This is a genomic window from Rhodococcus sp. Eu-32 (assembly GCF_003336925.1).
Classification (GTDB): Bacteria; Actinomycetota; Actinomycetes; order Mycobacteriales; family Mycobacteriaceae; genus Rhodococcoides; species Rhodococcoides kyotonensis_B.
In genome coordinates this window covers 135933-152716 of the sequence record NZ_QGNK01000002.1, presented here as the reverse complement: position 1 = coordinate 152716, position 16784 = coordinate 135933, and the positions used below count along the sequence as shown (strand labels likewise).

Annotated in this window: 17 protein-coding genes; 14 read left to right on the top strand and 3 right to left on the bottom strand. The window is 61.5% G+C overall.

The genetic code is table 11. The features are described 5' to 3' along the window. Positions 1-322: 322 nt before the first annotated feature. The 12 genes from DK926_RS04185 to DK926_RS04130 all read left to right on the top strand — a co-directional run bounded on the left by DK926_RS04185 (position 323) and on the right by DK926_RS04130 (position 11193). Entirely contained in the window at positions 323-985 is a 663-nt protein-coding gene (locus tag DK926_RS04185) for an ammonium transporter (RefSeq protein ID WP_114328931.1), read from the top strand. A gap of 658 nt (positions 986-1643) precedes the next feature. Next, positions 1644-3023, top strand: coding sequence for an MFS transporter (locus tag DK926_RS04180; protein WP_114328929.1), 1380 nt, complete (start codon positions 1644-1646; stop codon positions 3021-3023). Between the two features lie 126 nt (positions 3024-3149). Further along, entirely contained in the window at positions 3150-3692 is a 543-nt protein-coding gene (locus DK926_RS04175) for a VOC family protein (RefSeq protein WP_114328927.1), read from the top strand. A gap of 2 nt (positions 3693-3694) precedes the next feature. Then, positions 3695-4450: an SDR family oxidoreductase gene (locus DK926_RS04170; RefSeq protein ID WP_114328925.1), complete on the top strand. Its 756-nt coding sequence runs from the start codon at positions 3695-3697 to the stop codon at positions 4448-4450. Beyond that, positions 4440-5360 (top strand): 3-keto-5-aminohexanoate cleavage protein, encoded by a 921-nt coding sequence (locus tag DK926_RS04165; RefSeq protein WP_114328923.1) that lies wholly within the window; start codon positions 4440-4442, stop codon positions 5358-5360. The genes DK926_RS04170 and DK926_RS04165 overlap by 11 nt, the downstream gene beginning before the upstream one ends. A 52-nt stretch (positions 5361-5412) precedes the next feature. Next, positions 5413-5769, top strand: a complete 357-nt coding sequence (locus tag DK926_RS04160; protein ID WP_207890738.1) for a hypothetical protein — start codon at positions 5413-5415, stop codon at positions 5767-5769. Between the two features lie 47 nt (positions 5770-5816). Beyond that, entirely contained in the window at positions 5817-6203 is a 387-nt protein-coding gene (locus DK926_RS04155) for a hypothetical protein (protein WP_243636634.1), read from the top strand. Next, entirely contained in the window at positions 6200-7195 is a 996-nt protein-coding gene (locus DK926_RS04150) for a dihydroxyacetone kinase subunit DhaK (protein ID WP_114328918.1), read from the top strand. Before DK926_RS04155 ends, DK926_RS04150 begins: the two co-directional genes overlap by 4 nt. A gap of 28 nt (positions 7196-7223) precedes the next feature. Next, entirely contained in the window at positions 7224-7853 is a 630-nt protein-coding gene (gene dhaL, locus DK926_RS04145; RefSeq protein ID WP_114328916.1) for a dihydroxyacetone kinase subunit DhaL, read from the top strand. After that, positions 7850-8746, top strand: a complete 897-nt coding sequence (locus tag DK926_RS04140) for a 3-keto-5-aminohexanoate cleavage protein (protein WP_114328914.1) — start codon at positions 7850-7852, stop codon at positions 8744-8746. Before dhaL ends, DK926_RS04140 begins: the two co-directional genes overlap by 4 nt. Then, a complete protein-coding gene (locus DK926_RS04135) occupies positions 8736-10451 on the top strand; it encodes an IlvD/Edd family dehydratase (protein ID WP_243636633.1) in 1716 nt (571 codons plus the stop codon). Before DK926_RS04140 ends, DK926_RS04135 begins: the two co-directional genes overlap by 11 nt. After that, a complete protein-coding gene (locus DK926_RS04130) occupies positions 10435-11193 on the top strand; it encodes an SDR family oxidoreductase (RefSeq protein ID WP_114328912.1) in 759 nt (252 codons plus the stop codon). The genes DK926_RS04135 and DK926_RS04130 overlap by 17 nt, the downstream gene beginning before the upstream one ends. Before the next feature lie 5 nt (positions 11194-11198). Here the strand turns inward: DK926_RS04130 and DK926_RS04125 are convergent, their stop codons facing one another. After that, positions 11199-11987: an IclR family transcriptional regulator gene (locus tag DK926_RS04125; RefSeq protein ID WP_114328910.1), complete on the bottom strand. Its 789-nt coding sequence runs from the start codon at positions 11985-11987 to the stop codon at positions 11199-11201. Between the two features lie 149 nt (positions 11988-12136). Here DK926_RS04125 and DK926_RS04120 point away from each other — a divergent pair, with 149 nt between their 5' ends. Then, entirely contained in the window at positions 12137-13084 is a 948-nt protein-coding gene (locus DK926_RS04120; protein ID WP_114328908.1) for an acetaldehyde dehydrogenase (acetylating), read from the top strand. Then, the gene (gene dmpG / locus DK926_RS04115; protein WP_114328906.1) at positions 13081-14130 is read left to right on the top strand and encodes a 4-hydroxy-2-oxovalerate aldolase; all 1050 of its coding nucleotides are present in this window, start codon (positions 13081-13083) and stop codon (positions 14128-14130) included. Before DK926_RS04120 ends, dmpG begins: the two co-directional genes overlap by 4 nt. Positions 14131-14242: 112 nt before the next feature. Here dmpG and DK926_RS04110 read toward each other — a convergent pair whose 3' ends face one another. Then, entirely contained in the window at positions 14243-15559 is a 1317-nt protein-coding gene (locus tag DK926_RS04110) for a S1 family peptidase (protein WP_207890737.1), read from the bottom strand. A 90-nt stretch (positions 15560-15649) separates the two neighbouring features. Then, positions 15650-16771 carry a hypothetical protein gene (locus tag DK926_RS04105; protein ID WP_243636632.1) on the bottom strand — a complete coding sequence of 374 codons (1122 nt, stop codon included), beginning with the start codon at positions 16769-16771 and terminating at the stop codon, positions 15650-15652. Positions 16772-16784: the final 13 nt, after the last annotated feature.

The window sequence follows — 16784 nt, the reverse complement described above, 5'->3', positions numbered from 1 at the left end:
TAGGCCCATGCCTCGACAGCCCCCATCGGAAGGCAGACCTAAGTTGAGTGCATTGCTTTCATGGACGGTCTCGAATGGGTCACGTTTGCCCCCATAAGTAGGGGCATCGGCAGCTTTCGATGCCTTTTTCGATCGCTTTGCAGGCGTTTTACAAAGATCTGGACTCGGCAGGATCCCGAGACGATAACGCTCGGTCCGACTTGTGCGTTATGCTGCAGCGGCACCGACATATTCGCGGATTCAGTCTGGGTGTTTCTGCGTAGACGGGCCCCCTCATGATCGGTACTGCCAGGCTCCTGCATAGAAACGGAACAATCTCCACATGAAACTCAGCAAACTGGTCGTTACGGCGGCATTCGTGGCCGCCGCGATGGGTCTCGCCAGCGGAACTGCGTATGCAGACCCGGCAGCAGACGCCCCCGCCCCCGCAGAAGAGCTCAACTACGAGTCGCACCTGGAAGACCGCACGATCGTCACGACGATCGATGCCGGTGTCTTCAAGGTCGCCGACGACGGCAAGACGGTCGACGTTCTCGACCAGGCCGACAACGTCGTCGTCACCCTGCCGCTGTCCTTCAACCTCGGTGGCCTGAACTTCCCGTACGAGCAGAACGTCGACAACGACGGCAAGACGCTTCGTCTGGTCCCGCAGCTCGACCTGACCAAGGCGTCGGCTAACTCGAAGTCCATCGGAGCTACGCCGGTTGCGTCGCCCGACGAGAACCTGAAGGCGCAGCAGACCTTCGCCTCGCAGCTCGGACTGGCTACCGCTATCGGTGGGTTCACCGGCACGGCCATCGGTTTCGGCATCGGCGCTATCGGCTTCCTCGGCGGCCCAGTCGCACTGGCAACTATCCCGACCTTCGCGGCTATCGGTGGCATCGTCGGCACGATAGTCGCCGGTGGACCGACCCTGATCGTCGCCGGTATCGATCTCATCAACACCCTGAATGCTCCTCCGGGAAGCACCAAGTTCGCGAACTGATCAGCTTCACGGATACAACTCAGGCCCGTCACCTCCGAGGTGACGGGCCTGAGTTGTGTTCGGGGGTAGGTCAGTTGAAGGTGCCAGGTGAGGAGAGTTTGATCGCCTCGGCGATGATGGTTACGGCATAGCCGGCGAGGTCGAAAGCAACTCCAAGCAGTCCAAGCATGTGGTTCCCATATCTGTTCGGCGACGAGTTCGTCGTGGGTATTTCGAGGGGGTCGAGCTCGTAGTGTCCGAAACGAATTATATGGCGTACGAACCGAATTGCCGGTTTCTGTAGTTGGTGTCGTGTTCGTGAGGACGCAGATCGTGCCCTACGGGCTTTTGTGTGCGTAGGTACAAGTCCGCCTTCAAATAAGCGAAATGATGCACGCTCCTGTTCGGCCGTCGCGTCGTCGCTGTGCCTAGCCGCATGTCGGGTCGACATCGTGAAACCGCTTGCTTCCGTATCCGGACGTCGTTGTACACGGGCAGGCGCCGACTCGTGCGTCGCTGGGCACATTCGAACACTCGGTGGGCCGAATGCAAGGCAGAAGATCCGCCCGAATGGCAGTCCCGATCATCGGGACTTCAGGCTGTGAACTCGCATCGACAACGCGCAAGGTCCCTGTGTCAGCCATCACAGCGGTGTGCTGAAATAACCACGAGGTGAACCATGGCCCGCGATCGAATCGCAACCGAAGACCTACCGATATCGCAGAGAACAGTCCGCAAGGTCATGTTCCGCTTCATGCCGGTGATCGGGCTGGCATACATTGTTCTGTATCTGGACCGCCTTAACATCGGCGTCGCCGCGTTGACCATGAACAAGGAACTCGGAATCTCCGCGTCCATGTTCGGGTTTGCTGCCGGAATCTACTTCTGGAGCTACACGATCTGCGAGCCGCCCAGCAACTACATCCTCACCAAAGTCGGCGCTCGACGCTGGATCACTCGGATCATGATCACGTGGGGAATCGTGACCATCGGTACCGCCTTCGTCCAGGGCGCGACCGGCCTGGTCGCTGCTCGGTTTCTGCTCGGCATCGCCGAGGCCGGGTTCTCACCCGGCATGTTGTTCTTCGTCTCCAAGTGGTTCCCGAACCGGGACCGAGGCAAGGCGATGGCCTGGATCGTCACGTTCATCTGTATCTCTGGCCTCGGCACCCCGATCACGACGCATCTGATGGCGATCGACGGATTCCTCGGACTCTCGGGATGGCGCTGGGTCTTCATTCTGACGGGCATTCCTGCCGTCGTCATGGCCCTCGTCATCTACAGGGTTCTTCGAGACAAGCCGTCGGAAGCAGAGTTCCTTACCGTCGACGAGCGCAACTGGCTGTCGGACACACTCGACGCCGAAGCTCAGGAGCGCGAAGCTGTCACCGGTAAGCACAACTTCTTCCAAGGACTGATCCATCCACGCGTCCTGGTGCTGATCGCCGTGTTCATCTGTTTCACGTTCAGCTTGAACGGTTTCCAGATCTGGATGCCGCAGATCTACGCACAGTTCGGTTTCACCACGACACAGATCGGCTGGGTTGCCGCGCTGCCTGCGTTGATTGCCATCGGTCCGATGATTTGGTGGACACGTCATTCCGACAGGGCGGGCGAACGAGCGATTCACTTCGCAGTCGCGGCATCCGTAGCAGCGGTCGGATTCGCCATAGCTGCCCTGTTCTTCACCACTCCCGTCGTTGCGATCATCGGATTCTGCATCGCAGGAATCGGCCTGTACAGCTCGATGAGCATCTTCATCACCATGCCTTCGAGCTTCCTCACCGGCGCGGCGCTCGCTGCCGGATTCGGCGTGATCAACGGAATGGGCAACCTCGGCGGCTATTTCGGTCCGCAGGTGACCGGGTGGATCAAGGACGCGACGAGCAGCTTCACGCCGGCAATCGGCGTGTACTCCGGCGTTCTCGCCCTGGCGGCACTCATCGTCCTCAGCCTCAAACTGGCTAACAGGAACTCCGACAAGAAGAATGCGCAGCTGACGCTCGACTATCGGTCCGATCGCGACTCGGACGATCTGCTGGCCCCGGACCAGGGCTGACGCGTCCTAGGAGTTCCGGCAAGTCCCGATCAACGGGATTTTCATCTTCTCCGAACCCACTGATGGCGACATCATCGGGGTTCGCTCCCAACCGCATATTCGCTCCCAACCACGAACGGGGACACCGTGAGCAGACATCTCGGGCCGTTGCGCCAACTGGGATACGTGGTCGACGACATCGACACCGCAATGAAGTACTGGACCGACATGGCAGGCGTCGGACCGTTCTTCTACGTCGACGACCAACCGTTGAACGACTTCGTCTTTCGAGGCGAACCCAGCACACCACGATTCAGCGTCGCACTCGCCCAGAGCGGCAACGTCCAGATCGAACTGATCCAGCAGCACAACGACCAGCCCTCGGCATTCCGCGAATTCACCGCCAGCGGGCGTACCGGACTGCAGCACGTCGCATACTGGACGACCGAATTCGACCGGTTTCTCACCGAATCCACGCGACGGGGCCTGACCGAACTTCAAAGTGGTCGATCCGGCAGCGGTGCACCGGACGAACGGTTCGTGTACTTCGAAGAAGGCCCGTACCCCGGCACCGTGATCGAGGTGTCCGAGGTCAGCGGTCGTAAAGGCGATCTGTTCCGCGCGATCGAGTCGGCGTCGCAAGGATGGGACGGGACCGATCCCGTCCGCGACATGCGAAAGGTGTTGTAACAGTGAGCACCAAAGTAGCGGTGGTCACGGGCGGCGCGTCGGGCATCGGGCGGGCCACGTGCACGCGGTTCGCCGAACAGGGCTGGAACGTGGTGTCCGTGGACAGGGCGCACGAGCCTGCCACCGCACGGACCGGCAGCACGACCACAGTGAAGGCAGACGTGACCGACGAAGTCGACCTCGACCGGCTTCTCACCGTCGTGCACGAAGAGTTCGGACGAGTGGATGCGGTGGTGACCTCCGCAGGCACCGCAGACAATGCGCCGATCCGGCAGACAACGCCCGAACGTTTTAGGCAGACACTCGAACTGAACCTGGTGGCCACATTCACCATCGTTCGACAGTTCGTGGATTTACTGGCGGCCGACGGTGGCGGGTCGGTGGTCACGATTTCGTCCGTGTCCGGTATCCGCGGCAGTATCGATCGCGCGTCGTATTCCGCGTCGAAAGGTGGGGTTGTCGCGTTGACCACGCAGCTTGCCGTCGAACTCGCAGCGGAAGGGGTCAGGGTGAACTGCGTCGCCCCTGGATCCACGTCGACGCCATTGGCCGACAAAGCGCAGAGCCCCCGAATGCGGAGTGCGATAATGCAATCCATCCCTTTGCGGCGCTACGCGGTCCCCGACGAAATCGCCGAAGTGGTCACGTTCCTCGCTGGACCCGCAGCAGGTTTCGTCACAGGCCAGACCTGGACAGTCGACGGCGGTCAGTCGATCACTGCAGGTTGGCGACTACCGAGGGGCGGTCATGACATCTGAGACGAGAACGAGTAACAAGCCCGTTGTGATCGGCGTACACGTCAACGAAGGCACCATGCGTGATCCGAATCCCCGCATCCCCTGGACACCAACGGAAATCGGCGATACCGCACGCGAGTGCGAGGACGCCGGAGCATCGTTGATCCATTTCCACGGACGTACGTCCGACGGCGGGGCCGACCACTCGTCCGACACGTATGGCGCCATCATCGAACGGATTCGTGCAACGACCGACCTTCTACTCGCACCGTCACTTGCAAACGTGCCCGGTTATACCGTCGAACAGCGGTTGTCGAATCTTGTTCCGAATCTTGAGAATGCGAGCAGGCGACCAGACTTCCTGGTTATCGACATGGGATGCGCAGCAATGGATCTGGTTGATCCAGACACGGGCCGGTACGTCACCGACACCAGAACATTCGTCAACGACACCCGCACGCAGACCGAGCTTCTCGATCGCGCCGAAGAGCTGGAGCTGACGCCCTACATGGCCTCCTTCAACGTCAGTTGGACGCGCGCAATCGTCAATCACGCCCGATCGCGCAGTCTGACATTCCCGTTGGTGGTCGCGTTCATACTCGGCGGGGACGAGTTTCCGGCCGCGCACCCTGCCAGCGCGGCGGGGTTACGTGCGCAGCTCGATCTTCTGCCGCCCGATCTGCAGGTCGAGCCGATCGTGTCGGCGTACCGCGGCAACGTCCTGGAAGCCGCGGAGGAGTCGATCAGGAGAGGCGGGCACGTTGCGATCGGCGCAGGTGACCATCACTATGCAGAACTCGGCTGTCCCTCGACCGCCGACCTGGTGCGACACGTCGTCGAGATCGCACGTCGACACGGACGTGCACCGGCCACTCCGGAACAGGCTCGTCGAATTCTGGGGGTGAAAGCACATGCGGGTAATCGACAGTGAAAGCATTGAACCGACTTTGGTGCACAGCACGAGCGGGCATCGAATCTGGATCATGGACTCGATCGCTTTCGCATCGTCCGCCCAGGCAGGAGATGTGATCGTGACCGGGTCGCACGGCGGGACCAGTGCAGGCGAGTACGCAGTCGAGTTCGGCGTGAGTGTGGTGGTGTGCAGCGACGCAGGCATCGGCAAGAACAGTGCGGGCGTCGCCGGCCTGAGCGCGATCGACACGCAGGGTATCGCCGGCGTCGCCGTCGGGCACGACAGTGCGCGCATCGGTGACGGCACGGACATATGGGAGAACGGCACAATCACCTACGTCAATGCGACGGCCGAGGCACTGGGAATTCGAGTCGGGGCAGCGCTGTCCGAGCAAATTCTGGCGTTGGTCGACGAAAGGACACACTGATGTTTCGGCAGGTCATCGAGGTACAGCATGGTCGAAGCATCGTCGTCATGGACAGCATGTCCCAGATCGAACGATCCGACCGCGATCAGATCGTCGTCGCGGCCTCCAACGGTGGACAGGAGTCGGGTCGAATGGCGATCGCCACAGGTTGCGCGCTCGCAGTGATGAACGACGCCGGAGTCGGCAAGGACGATGCAGGCATCATCGGCATCGTTCACATGGCCGATGCAGGCATCCCTGGGATAGCGGTAGACCACGACTCCGCCGAGATCAGCAACGGAATCGACATGTGGCACAACGGGATCGTCTCCTACGTCAACGCGCCTGCGCAGGAGGCAGGAATCCGAGTGGGCGACGATGTTCGATCGAGCGTCGCCGGTTTCGCTGAACGCTTTCCACTCGACCGCACAACGGAATCCGAGAGATCGTCATGAGCAACCACATCATCAACAGGCCCGAGGATGTCGTACACGAGGCGCTCGAAGGCCTCGGCATTCTCTATCCCGACATCGTCGCATATCACCGAGACCCACGCTTCGTGACTCGGTCGGTTGCAAGCACGGACAAGGTGGCGCTGATCTCCGGCGGCGGTGCCGGGCACGAACCTCTGCACACCGAGTTCGTCGGCACCGGAATGCTCGACGCGGCAGTTCCTGGTGCAGTGTTCGCCAGCCCTACGGCTTTGCAGATCAAAGCAGCTGTCGAGAATGTCGAAACCGGCCATGGAGCACTCCTCATCGTCAAGAACTACACCGGCGACAAGCTGAACTTCTCGATCGCAGCGGAATTGCTCTCTCCCGAAAGAGAAGTCGCCATCGTTGTCGTCGACGACGATCTCTCCACTGCGACGGCGGACAGTGGGGGACCTGGGCGTCGAGGTACCGCCGCAGTACTCACCGTCGAAAAGATCTGCGGTGCAGCCGCAGAACGCGGCCGGTCGTTGACAGAGATCGCTGACCTCGGGCGTCGAGTAGTGTCCGCTTCGGCGACGTTGAGCGTCGCGCTTCGATCGTGCACGCCCCCGGGGCACAGCGTGCCGTCGTTCCAACTGAACGAAGGCGAGATGGAGTTCGGGGTCGGGATCCACGGCGAACGTGGTCGGGAAACCCGTGCGACGGCAGCAGCATCCGAACTGATTCCACAGCTCGCAGGACCCGTCGTCGCCGAGATCGCAGCAGTCGAAGGGGACGGAGTGATTGCAGTAGTCAACGGTCTGGGTGCGACCCACGGACTCGAATTGGCAGTCGCCACAGCGGAACTCCAGTCATTTTTGAAGTCGAAAGGAATTACCCTCGACCGTGTCATCGCAGGCTCGTTTGTCACTGCGCTGGACATGCACGGACTGTCGATAACTCTGCTTCGATCGACGGAAGAATTCCTCGACCTCTGGGATGCGCCGGTACACACAGCCGCGCTGACCTGGTAACAAGCGATCACTACCGAAAGAGCTTTCGATGACAATACTCGACGTCGACACCACCCTTGCGTGGATCACGCGGTTCGCCGATGAAGGAGAGAATCGATTCGATTCCCTTACCGACCTCGACCGACTCGTGGGAGACGGCGACTTCGGCATGAACTTACGTTCCGGACTCCGCGGCGCGGTACGCAGATTGGAGTCCGCGCCTCCGGAGACCCCCGGTGAGGTGTTCGCTCGCCTCTCCGATGCATTTCTCGAGATCGGCGGAACAAGCGGGCCGCTGTTGGGGCTGTGGTTCGGCCGGATCTCTCATATCACCGGGGATACCGTCACCACCCAGGATCTCGCGTCGGCATTGGCCGAAGCCACCGATGCCGTTCAGCGCCTCGGTGGAGCGCAGGTCGGGCACAAAACGATGGTCGACGCCATGGTGCCTGCCGCAGCGGCCATGAAACATGCTGCAGCCGAGGACTTACCCGTCGCGATTGCCTTGAAAGAGGCAGCCGAGGCGGCACTGCGAGGTGTCGATTCGACCCGGGAGATCCTGGCGAGCCGCGGACGCGCTTCGTATGTCGGCGAACACGCACGTGGGGTGGAGGACCCCGGTGCAGTGGCGATTGCCCTCTTCTTCACAGCATTTCATGATGCTGGAGAGATCGGATGATCAGCCACGACGGTAAGGTCATCGTCACGGTCGCGCCCACGGGTGGATTCTTGACGAAGGCGGACAACCCCTACATCCCGACGCAACCGGACGAGATCGCAGCAGACGTCGAGCGCTGCCACAGTGCAGGTGCGAGTGTCGCGGCGCTCCACGCGCGTCGTCCCGACGATCAGGCCACGTGCGACTCGGCCATCTATCGAGAGATCAACACCCTTGTGCGCCAACGATGTGACGTCGTCATCAACAACTCGACGGGTGGCGGGGTCAACGGGGACATGGTGCGCATCCGCGACGACGGCAGCCGCGTCGTGGATCGGGATGCGCGACTACAGGGCTTGTACGGCGGAGCCGATACCTGCACCCTCGACGCGATCACGGCATACGTTCGATCACCTCACGGCGAGATACTGATGGATACGCCGCCGAGCATGGCCACCGAATTACACTCCGTCATGCGCACTCTCGGTATCAAGCCGGAATGGGAGGCCTTCAGCTCCGCGCATCTGGTGCAAGAGATCGGTGAACTCACGAGAGGCGAACCCGGACCACACCTCGTGAACATGGTGCTGGGCCTCGACAAGACATTCCAGAACGCTGTTCCGTACTCGCCGCACATTCTGCAGGAGATGGTCGCCCACCTCCCCGAGAACGCACTCTTCTCGGTGAGCATCAGTGGCAGCGAACAGTTACGCGGACTCACTCATGCGCTGCTGCTCGGCGGACACGTCCGTGTCGGAATCGAGGACTATCCGTTTCTCGAGACGGGCCAACCGGCAGAGAACGCTCGGTTGGTGGAGAACATCGTCGGAATCATCGAGCGACTCGGCATGCAGACCGCGACACCGGACGAGGCGCGAGCCATCCTCGGATTGGATACCGACAGTGAACACTAGGCTCCGGTCACAGGATTGGTTCGGCGGCAACGACCTCAATGCCTTCATCCACAGATCGTGGATGAAGAATCAGGGAATTCCCGACCGAATGTTCGACGGCAGACCCGTAATCGGTATCTGCAACACACATTCCGAGCTCACTCCCTGCAACGCCCACTTCAACGACTTGGCCGAGCAGGTACGACTCGGGGTCGTCGAAGCCGGAGGTTTCCCCGTCGTGTTCCCGGCCATGTCGTTGGGAGAAACGATCATTCGACCGACGACGATGCTGTACCGCAACCTCGTGAGTATGGATGTGGAGGAATCGATTCGCGCGAACCCCATCGACGGCGTAGTACTTCTCTGCGGGTGCGACAAGACGACGCCGGCTTTGGTCATGGGTGCTGCCAGCTGCGACCTTCCTACCATCGTCGTATCGGGCGGACCCATGCTCAACGGCCGTCACCAGGGCCGAACGGTCGGATCGGGGACGTCGGTGTTCGAGATGAGCGAGGCCGTCCGAGCTGGCTGCATGAGCGAATGCGAGTTCCGGTCGGCCGAATCCGCGATGTCTCGCTCACCGGGACACTGCAACACGATGGGTACGGCGTCGACCATGGCGTCGATCGTCGAAGCCCTCGGGCTGACACTGCCAGGCAACGCCGCCATACCGGCCGTCGATTCGAGACGTCGAGTGCTGGCCCGTGACAGCGGAGTTCGGATCGTGGAGATGGTCGTCGAAAATTTGACTATGTCCTCGGTGTTGGACCGCAGATCATTCGAGAACGCGATCAGGATCAACACCGCGATCGGTGGATCGACGAACGCCGTCGTGCACCTGCTTGCGATCGCAGGAAGGTTGGAGATACCACTCGAATTGTCCGACTTCGGGGAACAGGGTCGCGACGTTCCGTTGCTTGTGAACCTCATGCCGTCCGGAACGTTCCTGATGGAGGACTTCTTCTATGCCGGAGGCCTTCCCGCAGTGATCGCCGAACTCGGCGATTCCCTGCATCGGGACGCCAGGACGGTCACGGGAAAGAGCCTGGGCGAGAACAACAGGGATGGAGTCGTGTGGAATCACGACGTCATCCGCAGCAAGGAATCCCCACTGCGCGACAACGCCGGAATCGCGGTGCTGACAGGAAATCTCGCACCGAAGGGCGCGGTGATCAAACCGTCTGCTGCAACGCCGGAGTTGCTCCAGCACATCGGAAGAGCTGTTGTCTTCCACGGAATCGACGATTTCACTGCTCGGATCGATTCCCCTGACCTCGATATCGAGGCCGACGACGTCATCGTTCTCACCGACGTAGGACCCAAGGGGTTCCCCGGCATGCCCGAGGTGGGAAATCTTCCCCTGCCCCGACGGGTTCTCGAACAGGGAGTCCGCGACATGGTCAGAATTTCCGATGCACGCATGAGCGGAACCGCATTCGGAGCTGTCGTACTTCACGTCGCACCGGAGTCGGCGGTCGGTGGTCCGCTCGCTGCCGTGAAGGACGGAGACATGATCGAGCTGGATGTTCCGCGTGGAGTGCTGCGGATCCTGATCGAAGACGACGAACTACAGCAGCGACTTTCATGCCTGGAACGTCCGAAGTCGTCGAACACCGGTGGATATCAACGATTGTTCGTCGATCACGTCATGCAGGCCGATCAGGGAGTCGATTTCGATTTCCTGGTGGGAAAACGAGGGACGGAGGTTCATGGTGACAACCACTGAGAGGTCTGGTCAGGTCATTGTCGTGACCGGTGCTGGTTCCGGGATCGGGCGGGCGATGGCCACTGCCCTCCTCGACGCAGACCACCAGGTCGTCCTGGTTGGGCGTAACCCCCATAAGCTCGAGGCAACCGCGGAGGGATACGCCAATGCACTCACAGCTATCGCTGACGTGTCGTCACCAGATTCTGTTCGCTCGTTGTTCGACTTGGTAGCGAAGCGATTCGGAAGACTCGACGCACTCATCAACAACGCGGGAACATTCGGTCCCGTGGGAAGCGTCGACACCATCGAGCCCGAAGACTGGAGCGACACCATCGCTTCCAACTTGACGGGGGTATTCCTGTGCTCTCGCGAGGCAGTCCAGATGATGAAAGCGCAGAGACCCCGAGGTGGAAGAATCATCAACAATGGTTCATTGTCCGCGCATACACCACGGCCGCTGAGCGCGGCGTACACAGCGACCAAGCACGGCGTTTCAGGATTGACGAAGTCGATCGCGCTCGACGGCCGGGAGTTCGACATCTGCTGCAGTCAAATCGATATCGGAAACGCGGCTACCGACATGACCACAGGAATCGGGCATGCTGCGATGCAAGCCGACGGATCGAGAAGCCCTGAACCGACATTCGACCCACGGTATGTCGCCGACACCATCGTCCGCATGATCGATCTCCCGTTGGAAGTCAACATTCCGACGCTGACGATCATGGCGAACCGCATGCCGTACGTAGGACGTGGGTGACGAAGTCAATGCCGTCGAAGAACAGGTCGCACCACCGAATGCGCACTCGACAGGTCGTGCGAGATCGAAATTGCGGTAGTTCTCACCGCGGCGTCGATTCGCGTCAAGTTGATTCTCCCGGCCATTCCCGAGATCGAAATGGCACCGAGGACTTCTGCATCGGGCCCGAATATCGGTGCTGCCGCCCCGGTGATGCGAGGGAACGCTTCCTGACGGTCGAAGGCCACCCCACTCTTGCGGACTCGTTCCAGTTCTCGGAGCAGAACTTCGCGGTCGGTGATCGTGTTCTCGGTGTGCGCTTTCATGGTGAACTCGAGTTTCGCAACGTCGGCAGACGGGGTGAACGCCAAAACCGCCTTGCCGGAACAACTTGCGTATGCCGGCCACCGCCCACCCATCTGATGGGGCAGGCGTGGGCCGTCTTCACCTCGGAAAACCTCCAGGTAGACCACATCCGAGCCGTCCAGTACCGCGAGTCCTACGTTGTGGCCGGTCGCCTCACGGAGCGCAGAGAGATGTCGGCGAGCAGCCTCTCGAAGGCTCCGTTGTCGCGGTACAGATTCCCCGATTTCGAACAACAGCAGACCTAGTCGGTAGTCCGTTCCGTGCCGTTCCAACAGTCCCACTCTGGTCAAGTCGTCGACCATCCGATAGACCGTGGTCTTCGCCATTCCGGTTCGGCGTACCAGCGCGGCCGGACTCAATGTCCCCGAACTATCAAGGAAAGCCTTGAGGATCTCGGTGGAACGCCCGATTGCGGAGATCTCTCCACCGGTCCGATGAATGGGACTCATGGCTCGAAATCATCCACTTCGGATCGTCGCGTGTCCAGTCGACCGAAGCGAATACATCGGCCCAGGGCCGACGAACCATCGCGAAACAACTGTCAACCCACACGCTTCATTTGAAGTCACGTTCGATACGTCAACGAAAGCAGCGCACCATGACTCGTACGAAAGTCGCAGTGATCGGTTCCGGAAATATCGGGACCGACCTCGTAATCAAGCTGAAACGAGTGGCCAGAAATGTCGAGATCTCTGTCCTCGTCGGAATCGATCCGGCCTCCGATGGTTTGGCCCGCGCGCGCAGACTCGGGGTGGACACGGTTGATTCAGGCGTTCAGGGTCTGATCGACCACCCCGATTTCGCAAACATCGACATCATCTTCGATTCGACCTCAGCCAAGGCGCACGTGGCCAATGAAAAAGCTTTGCGCCCGTTCGGTAAACGACTGATCGATCTGACCCCCGCTGCTATCGGTCCGTACGTGGTGCCCCCGGTCAATCTCGACGAACACCTGGATGCCCCTGACATGAACATGGTGACCTGCGGCGGGCAAGCCACCATCCCGATCGTGGCAGCGATCTCGGCGGTGACAACAGTCCACTACGCCGAGATTGTCGCCTCGATCGCCTCGAAGTCAGCAGGACCAGGGACGCGCGCGAACATCGACGAGTTCACCGAAACCACCTCGGAAGCAATCGAAAAAGTCGGAGGGGCGCAGCACGGCAAGGCCATCATCGTGTTGAACCCGGCCGAGCCGCCTTTGATCATGCGCGACACCGTTCTCGCGCTGGTCTCCAGCCCGAACCAACACGACATCCGAGAGTCGATACGCGCCATGGTGGACAAGGTGTCGGCCTACGTTCCCGGTTACCGATTGAAGCAGGATGTGCAGTTCACCCGGCTCGACGATGCCGAATCCGTTGCAACATTGACCGGTGGCATCGACAAAGGTCCGGGGTTGTGGAAAGTCTCGGTGTTCCTCGAGGTCGAAGGAGCCGCGCACTATCTTCCCGCCTATGCCGGCAATCTCGACATCATGACTTCCGCAGCACTGCAGGTTGCCGAAAAGATGGCCGAGAGCAAGACACTGGAGGTCGCACGATGAGCACACGGTCCGAACGGCCCACAGCTGACAATGGGGCATCTCTGTACATTCAAGACGTCACACTGCGCGACGGCATGCATGCCATGCGGCATCGCATCAGCCCCGAGAACGTTGCCCGAGTGGCAAGTGCGCTCGATTCTGCTGGAGTCGACGCTATCGAAGTGACGCACGGAGACGGGCTTGCCGGACATAGCCTGACCTACGGCCCGGGTAGCAACAGCGATTGGGAGTGGATCGAGGCGGCCGCATCGGTTGTGCACCGCGCGAAGCTCACGACCTTGCTGCTCCCTGGTGTGGGAACCGTCGCGGAACTCGAGCGAGCATTCACGCTCGGGGTGACGTCGGTGCGTGTGGCGACGCATTGCACCGAGGCCGACGTTTCGGCTCAGCACATCGAAAAGGCGCGCGAACTGGGGATGGACGTCTCGGGGTTCCTCATGATGTCCCACCTCGCCGAACCCCTGAAACTGGCTGAGCAAGCGAAGCTGATGGAATCCTATGGTGCACAGTGTGTTTACGTCACCGATTCAGGCGGCCGCCTGACCATGAGCGGTGTCCGCGAGAGGGTTCAGGCCTACCGCGACGTCCTCGACCCAGGCACAGAGATCGGCATACACGCCCATCAGAACCTGTCACTCGCGGTCGCGAATTCGACAGTTGCGGTGGAAGGGGGTGTGACCCGTGTCGATGCTTCTCTCGCAGGCCATGGTGCTGGTGCGGGCAATTGCCCGATCGAGCCGTTCGTCGCCGTCGCTGATCTGCACGGGTGGAAGCACAATTGCAATCTGTTCGCATTGCAGGATGCAGCCGACGACATCGTTCGGCCGTTGCAGGATCGGCCGGTGCAAGTCGACCGCGAGACATTGACTCTCGGATACGCAGGAGTCTATTCGAGCTTTCTCAGGCATGCCGAGGCCGCTGCACTGCAATACGAACTCGACACCAGGGCGATCCTGCTGGCAGTCGGGCAGCGCGGACTTGTGGGCGGACAAGAAGACTTGATTACCGACATCGCGCTGGACCTACTCTCCGAACACGGTGTCTGACCTCGTCTCCCGTCAGTGGATGGCATCTACCATCACGTCTGGAACGCGCCGTGAACACCGATGGGCCACCGCAGCAGATGCTGCGATGGCCCATCGTCGTGGCGAGAGAGAGTCAGTCGACCGGAGCGGTCCTGACCGTCGTACCTGTCTCCGCTGCGATTGCGTTGACCGGAATGCCCAGGCTTGCAGTGCCTCCGAAGTGTGCGAGCGTGATGTTGGCTTCGGTGCAGTTCGGTGCGCCACCACTGTTGGAGCCGCTGGTGACGCCGAGGGCGAGCGTGCCCGTCACGATGGCGCCGCCGCTGTCGCCGGACAGCGTGCATGCGGTGCTGGCGAATCCACGGACCGTGCGGCTGGTGCCGTCGTCCATGAACAACTGCGTCTCGACGCGATCGGCCGCGATGACACCGCACGTGAACGACGACGACTGACCCGACTTGCAGACGGGCGCTCCCACAACGGGATCAGCGGTGCCCGTGATGGTCACCGTGCTGCCGTTGGCGCCACGCACCGTGGGGCGGTCCAGTCCGGACTGAACTGCCTTGTCATTCAACGAGATGACCGACCAGTCGAGTGCATTGCCTGTACCGAGGCTCGACCCTTGGAAGGTGCCGATCTGCGTGCTGTTGTGCACGTCCGCGGGGTTCGGCAGGTACACGGGTGCGCCGCCGGCGCCTGTCTCGGCGTTCGGGTTGCAGTGTCCTGCACTCAGATTCACCGGGTTGCCGGAACCGTCGACAGCGTTGAATCCGAACGAGCAGATGCTGATGTCGGTCGTCGGCACGTCTGCAATAGGTGCAGGCGTCGTGACGTAGGTGTCCCCGCCCATCGGCGACGGGTCGGCCGGCTGCTGTCCGCCAGGGGACAGATTGACCTTCAGATTGGCCAGCAGAGTCGGGAGATTGAGCGCGCGTCCGATGTCGCTGTTGGCGATGTCGATGACGATTCGGTTGTCCAGGAAGTCGATCGACGTTCCATTGACCTGACTGGAGACCTCGCGGGGCAGCGACGCCACCCACTTGTTCAGTTCGCCCAACGACTGTTCGAGACCGTCCGCCGACACGGGGCGCTGCTCGGTGCCGAATCCGTCCTTCGCGACAGCACGCGCGGCGTCCTGCGACGTCACCGCTACTACTGCCTGACCGTCTTCACCGATCCAGGCACCGGCGAAATCACCGGGGCGTGACGCACGGAAATCGGATGCGTACGTCGACAATTCCTGCGCACGTGCCGCGCGATCCAAGTACTCCTGCGGCGAGATCTTCAGGTCGCGGACCACTGCGTCGGCGAGTTCCTGCGGAAGCTGATCTGCGGAACCCTGCACGACGCTTCCCTCGGGGGCAGCCGAGGCAGGAGTGGAGAAAGTAGCGAAGAACAACAACGCCGATGATCCGATCACTGCGGCGCGCAGTGCCCCCGTGTTACGCATGAAATCCCTTCATCGGGTCTGGTGTCAGCGCCCCACCTTAGGGCATGAGGGTGTGCAGCCGGCACCGGCGCAGGTCAGCGTGCGCGGGGGCTAGTTTGCCGGCGAGGTCTCGACTGCCTGACGCGATTCGGAGTCCGGCGTCGTCGGCTCTGTCGGATCCACCTCGTCGTCACCCGGCGCTGTTTCCTCGGGTACCTCGACCTCGGGTAGTTCAGGCGCCGATTCGTCCTCGGTGCGATCCGGGGTGGTGACGTCGGGCGTCGTCGTCTCCTCTGTCGCTGGATGCGTCGACACCGGTTCTTCGACAACCGGAGGCGTGGTCTCCGGTGGCGTGGTGACCTCGACAGTCGGGGCGACGACCACGGGCCCCTCGGGCTCGATGATGGGAACGACCGTCGGGAATGGGATCTGCGGGGCAGGCGAGGAGACGGTTGTCGTAGGTGCGGCGACGTCGGCGCTGTCGATCGTCGGAACGAGCGTCGAATCCGACCCGCGCAAAGCCAACGCCGTGACCCCGGCTGCGAGCGTGAGCACGGCAGCGAAACCGGCAGCGAGAAACAGAGGAGTGCGCGACGACGTCCGCCGCCCTCCGGCTACCGGGATTCTCTCGGTCACCGCGTCGACGGGATACGCACTCGCCATCGCTGCGGCACCGCGCGCGGCGGCGATACCGGAATCCGATCCGGCCCACGTCGACAAGGTACTTTCCGACCACGCTCGCAGTGCTTCGGCTTCCGACACGAGCGCGACGTGCCCGAGGCCGTGATGGTTCATGGACTCCCGCACGGATCCGATGTGTTCGGCAGTCCACGTGGCAGGGTAGGTCGCCGCGGCGGCGAGGGCGTCGACTCCGTTGTTCGTCGGGCCCGCGACGTCGCTCAACAGGCACAACATCGTCATCGCAGTGAGGTCCGAGGCGCTGAATTCGCCGCGGTCGTCGGTGTCGGAGACGAAACCGGTGAATTCCGTGGCGTCGGCGTCGTCGGTGCCGCCCAGAGAGGCAGAGCCGTCGGCATGCACGAACAGCACCGTCGGATGCAGTGACGCAACGTGCAGCGACGGGTTGGAACGCAGCGGGTGCGACACCGCCGCGATGGCGCGGTCGTCGTCGATGAACAGGCCGACGGCGGGAAGTGCTTCGCCGGTGGACGAACTGTGCGCGGGCTGCGCGTGCCGGTTGTACATCTCAGCTTTGACCTCGGGTCGGACCATGGCGAACCGTACG